Below are 5,262 nucleotides of genomic sequence, written 5' to 3' on the forward strand. Positions count from 1 at the left end.
ACGCTCAGTTGCTTGGCGCTCCGTGAGACCTCTATAATGCCGTTGCACAATAGCTATTCGCGAGCGACGTTGCTCGCTTCGCTCGGCGCAGTGTTGGGTAGCAAAGCGTTGGCGCAGGCCATGCCCACCGGGATGACAGAGACACACTCGCAGCGCCTGGGTTCGGTCATGTGGGAGAAGTGGATGTCCGAGCGCGGCATCGCCGCGACGCCACAAAGCGTGCGAGTCGAAAGATATCTTCAGCGCGTTTGCGATAAACTTGCGCCGCACGTGCCACAGCGGCTCGCGTCGTCGGCGTTGGAATCTTGGCGCTCGTGAACTCTGAGGATGCGCTGGCGATCGTCATCGGTCACGAAATGGCACACATCGAGAACGGAGACATCGACGCGGACTTGGTCCACATCGAGCAGACGAAGCACATATCGCCGGACCGGTTGGCCGGCCTCCCTGTGGATGCGGTCATGTTGGACCATACAAACATGCAAGAACTGGCGGCGGATCGAAAAGGACCCATCTTCGCCATGGCCCGGAGTACTGACGCTCGAGCTGTGGCTGAAGCAGATGCGCGCATTGATCGCAAGCAACCATTGGGAATATCTGCGTGATCGAAATCACCCGCTTGCGCTGCCCTAAGTAGGGACTTAGCGCGGACTTGGAGCATCAACTAGCTCGGTAAACCGCACGGGCAGGTGACCGAGTGGTTAATGGTAGCAGACTGTAAATCTGCCGCGCTCAGCGCTACGTAGGTTCGAATCCTACCCTGCCCACCAGTTCAACGCGCGCACAGTGGCAGGTCGCGCGCGCCGCTTCACTTAATTCATTATTGAGCGGGCGGGAGTAGCTCAATTGGTAGAGCGCTAGCCTTCCAAGCTGGATGTTGCGGGTTCGAGACCCGTCTCCCGCTCCAGCGAATTTCTGGTCAATGCGTCACTCGCGAAACTAAAAAGATGAAGGGCAAGCAACGCTTGCCCTTCTTTGCGAGACGCTCAAGAACCGCTCCTAGTGACAAGCACCCTGAGCGGATTGGAACGTGCCCTTAAACGAGTACAAGTGCTCCGTTCCGATCGATGGCGTGCGGAAGAACCACGAGAAGAACGCGAGCTCTTGCGGGTGATAGTGGAAGCCGTTGAACCATACATGGAACGGCGTGCCTGTTAAAGGATCGCCGACCTCGAGATTCCCCTGACAACCGCCAACTTGACCGACGTGACCCCAAGCAGGCGTACCGTTATTGATGAACGGATCGTTCGCCCATTCGCCCATCTCGTGAGTCCACGCATGGATGTCTGCGATTCCGGGGGCGCTGAAAATGCCGGCATCCGTGTAAGCTCCCGTGGCATAGGTCTGCGTGCCGCCGGTTCGGCCGAAGGCATTGTGGTAGCCGATGATGCAGCAACCGCCGGAAGTTTCGACGACGTTATACGCTGCGATGATCGGCAACTGATCGGTTTGCGCGAATTGGTTGATCAGGCCTCTCAGGATGTTGTCCCAACCACCGAAGCTGATCATGCCAAGGTTATGCTTCTGTCCAGCACAAGCACCCGTCTGCGTCGTGGAACCGGCCGGCGCGTCCACGTCGATTACGTTTACAGCTGCCGCGGGAGAAAGCAGCATGTGATAATTGGTGCCTTTGACGAGATTCCAGAATTCAGCCCGTTGGAATCCGTCGATGATCTGGGTATCGCCGACGTCGACGCCGTTGGATCCCAAGGGCACGTGGCGGAATAGCGGCGAGTTGAAGAATCGTTTTTCAACCGAGACTGTGTCATTGCAGCCGGGCTTCGTGGGATCGAGAACTGTGCCGTCCGGAAAATGCACGCGCAACATGATCGGCAGATACTTCACGGTCGTACTTTGCGGTCTTTTCGTCGGATCCGTTCCGACGATTTGGAAGGTGTACGTATGGCCGTCGAGCGGCGATGTGATCGAGTTCGTGAAAAACGGAACGGTCACATTAGCATCGGTGCCGAGAGTGGCAAAATTGACGCCGCGTGCAGGCAGCGTGACAAAGATCGGTATCATCTGGCTCTTCGAGTATATCTGTGCTGCAGATACGCACTGAGCGAACGATGAAATACAAACGAGCGTCATACAAAGTACGAGCGCGAGCTTCTTCAAATTGAACTCCTTTTGAGTGAAGTGAACCGCGGATGCGAGAGGACGAAGTTTTTTTCGTGTGCGGCGCGTAACCTTTGCATATTTTCAGCAAGACACATAAGATGATGCCCCGGGCCTAAGCCGATGGTCCTAATTTCGTCGAGACTCGAGCCGAGGCGCGGATCAAGATATTATCAGCGTTGCATGCCATGCCCCGAGCGCGGTATGCATTACGATGTGCAAGGACCGACCGGTATCTTTAAGTTCGGGACGTGCCATGCCGATGATATGAACTAGAAGCCTTTCGGCTGCAGCAGCTCCAGAGGGGCCGCGTTTTGCCCGACCACCGACTTACAAGTACATCGTTGCCTCCGTTCGCCACGCCGCCGCCTTCGAGTAGCATCGAGGACGAGCATTCGCTGTTGGTCGCCACGCTGGATGCGACAGCCGACGGGATTCTTGTCGTCGATAAATGCGGCAAGATCACCCGCTTCAACAAACGTTTCGTCCAACTTTGGCGCATACCGCAATCGATTCTCGACGATGGTAACGACGACGCCGCGATATCGTTCGTGTTAAGCCAACTGCGCGATCCCGACGCCTTCGTGGCAAAAGTCCGAGAACTGTACGGAAAGCCGAACGCCGAAAGCTTCGACGTCCTCGAATTTCTCGACGGTCGAGTGTTCGAACGCTTTTCCATTCCTCAGCAGGCAGGCGGCATCGCCGTTGGGCGCGTGTGGAGTTTCCGCGACGTCACCGACCGGACGATTGAAGAACGCGCTCGCGACGTGGCCGAAGCGCGCGCAAGCCGCCGCCTCGATCGCCTCGACTCGCTTTGGCGGTTGCAGACGATCGGTGATTTGCACCGCGCCGGACTCGTCCGCAGGATTTTGGCGGAAGGCAGACGAGCGCTGCAGATGGATTTCGCCGTCATCGTCGACGCGCAAGGCAATGCGACTGCCGACGGCAGCGGCGAATCGCTCGATCCGGATATACAGAAATTCGTCGGGTGTCTCGCGTCGCTGTGCGAATCCGAATCGTCGACGCGCGGGACCATCGTCATCGATGCGAACACCAGCGAACAATCGCCTTATTCAGCGAAGCTCAAAGAGTGCGGGCTCCTCAGCGCGCTCGCGACGCCGCTGCGACCGAGCGGAACGTCACAGACTCTCGCTTTCGGGAGCCGCCACTCGCAAGCGGAACCGTCGACGCACGAGGACCTCGAGTATATCGAATTGTTGGCGTCGTATCTGGCGCGAGTGTTGAGCGATCTCGATCAGCGCAGTCAGATCGCGTATCTCGCATATCATGACTCGCTCACCGGCCTCGAGAATCGGGCGCGATTCCTCGAGCGTCTCACCGAAGCGATGGCAACGGCGAATCGGTCCGGCCGGCGTTTGGGCGTTCTCTACATCGATCTCGACCGCTTCAAAGACGTCAACGATTCGCTCGGACACGCGACCGGCGACCGAGTGCTGCTCGAGGCCGCGCGTCGTCTACGGACCATGATCAGGCAAGGCGATGCGTGTTCACGTTTTGGCGGCGACGAGTTCGCGCTGCTCGTTCCCGAAGTCGATTCGATCGCCGACTTGGAGGTGCTTGCGACGCGGATCGGTCAAGTGCTGGCGCTCCCCTATCCTGTCGACGACAGCGATATCCACTTGTCGGCGAGCACCGGCATCGTAGTGTATCCCGGCGACGGCGACGCGCCCGATATGCTCCTTCGGCACGCGGATGCCGCGATGTATCGCGCGAAAGAAGACGGTCGAAACCGCCACTTCTTTTTCAGCAGCGAGATCGCTGCGCGCCTGCAGAGCCGGCGCGAGATTCAGACCGGCGTCCGTGATGCGATGGAGAACGGCGCGCTCGAGCTCTACTACCAACCGATCGTCGAGCTATCGACCGGCCGCACGTGCACGGCAGAGACCTTGTTGCGCTGGCATCGGCCCGGACACGGCGTCGTCGCGGCCGCGCACTTCATCGCAGAGGTGGAAGAGTCGGGACTCATGCTGGCCGTCGGCGAATGGGTCATCCGAAGTGCGATCGAGCAGGTCGGCAAATGGGCCCGTAACGGCCTCGATGTCCGCGTCGCCATCAATATATCAGCGCTGCAACTGCACGAACCAGGATTGATCTCGATTCTTCAGAGCGCGCTCGAGGATCAACACGTCGATCCGTCGCGCGTCGCACTCGAGGTCACCGAAACGGCCGCCCTGCGCAATGCCGACGCCGCTGAAGAGGTGCTCCAAGAATGCCGTTCGATGGGCATCGTGGTAGCGCTCGACGATTTCGGCACGCAGTATGCGTCGTTGTCGTACCTCAAGAAATTGACCGTCGACGTGATCAAGATCGACAAATCGTTTGTCGCCGGCTTGCCGCATTCGGTCGAGGACGCGGCGATCGTGAGATCCGTGCTCTCACTAGGCCGCTCGCTGGGTCGCACGATTATCGCCGAAGGGGTCGAGCGTCCGGAGCAGGCGGAATGGCTGGCCGCTGAAGGCTGCGGGTTCGCGCAAGGCTACTGGCTGGGCTTACCGATGCCGGTGCTCGAGTTCGAAGCATGGCACATGTCTCGCAACGCGATGCACTCATCGCTTCCCAGCGGCTGAGACTGGGGTGGGGTTGCACCGGCACCTTGATTTGGGCTACTATTAGGGGCGGCTCGTAGGGGCCAAACACGCCCTTGTAGCTCAGTGGTAGAGCGCGTCCTTGGTAAGGACGAGGCCGCGGGTTCAATCCCCGCCGAGGGCTTGCACGATTGCGCGCGCCCGTAGCTCAACTGGATAGAGCAATGGACTCCTAAGCCGTAGGTTGGAGGTTCGAATCCTCTCGGGCGCGAACCGATTTTCTTTGCCGCCCCGGTATCCGGGGTGTGCGTAAGCACGGCCGGACGACACCGGCTCACACGTCGGGACGCGGACACAAAACTACCTATCGAGGGAGAGAATGGCCAAGCAGAAATTCGAGCGTTCGAAGCCTCACGTGAACATCGGGACGATTGGTCACGTGGACCACGGCAAGACAACGCTGACGGCGGCGATCACCAAGGTGTTGGCCGCGTCGGGGACTGGGACCAAGGCGCTGATCGTCGATCAGATCGACAACGCGCCTGAGGAGAAAGAGCGCGGGATCACGATCTCGCTGTACCACGCGGAGTACGAGACC

At 59.2% G+C, this 5,262-nt stretch carries 5 protein-coding genes and 4 tRNA genes; 8 read left to right on the forward strand and 1 reads right to left on the reverse strand.

All coding sequences use genetic code 11. The features are described from left to right. The 4 genes from VII69_13860 to VII69_13875 form a co-directional block, all read left to right on the forward strand. A partial coding sequence (locus VII69_13860; protein ID HEY5096197.1) for a hypothetical protein occupies nucleotides 1–318 on the forward strand: 318 nt, incomplete at its 5' end. After that, on the forward strand, nucleotides 315–605 hold the full coding sequence (locus tag VII69_13865; protein ID HEY5096198.1) for a hypothetical protein: 291 nt from the start codon (nucleotides 315–317) through the stop codon (nucleotides 603–605). The genes VII69_13860 and VII69_13865, both read left to right, overlap by 4 nt. A gap of 78 nt (nucleotides 606–683) precedes the next feature. Further along, nucleotides 684–770: transfer RNA gene (locus VII69_13870), tRNA-Tyr, on the forward strand. 61 nt (nucleotides 771–831) lie between these two features. Continuing rightward, nucleotides 832–907 (forward strand) — tRNA-Gly (locus tag VII69_13875). A gap of 92 nt (nucleotides 908–999) precedes the next feature. Here VII69_13875 and VII69_13880 read toward each other — a convergent pair. Continuing rightward, nucleotides 1,000–2,022, reverse strand: coding sequence for a hypothetical protein (locus tag VII69_13880; protein HEY5096199.1), 1,023 nt, complete (start codon nucleotides 2,020–2,022; stop codon nucleotides 1,000–1,002). Nucleotides 2,023–2,462: 440 nt separating this feature from the next. Here VII69_13880 and VII69_13885 point away from each other — a divergent pair, with 440 nt between their 5' ends. The 4 genes from VII69_13885 to VII69_13900 all read left to right on the forward strand — a co-directional run. Further along, the gene (locus tag VII69_13885; protein ID HEY5096200.1) at nucleotides 2,463–4,706 is read left to right on the forward strand and encodes an EAL domain-containing protein; all 2,244 of its coding nucleotides are present in this window, start codon (nucleotides 2,463–2,465) and stop codon (nucleotides 4,704–4,706) included. Nucleotides 4,707–4,776: 70 nt separating this feature from the next. Further along, a tRNA-Thr gene (locus tag VII69_13890) sits at nucleotides 4,777–4,848 on the forward strand. 13 nt (nucleotides 4,849–4,861) lie between these two features. Next, nucleotides 4,862–4,935 (forward strand) — tRNA-Arg (locus VII69_13895). 108 nt (nucleotides 4,936–5,043) lie between these two features. Next, nucleotides 5,044–5,262 (forward strand): GTP-binding protein (locus tag VII69_13900; GenBank protein HEY5096201.1); only part of this gene is annotated, 219 nt, incomplete at its 3' end.

This window comes from Candidatus Eremiobacteraceae bacterium (assembly GCA_036511855.1).
Classification (GTDB): domain Bacteria; phylum Vulcanimicrobiota; class Vulcanimicrobiia; order Eremiobacterales; family Eremiobacteraceae; genus JABCYQ01.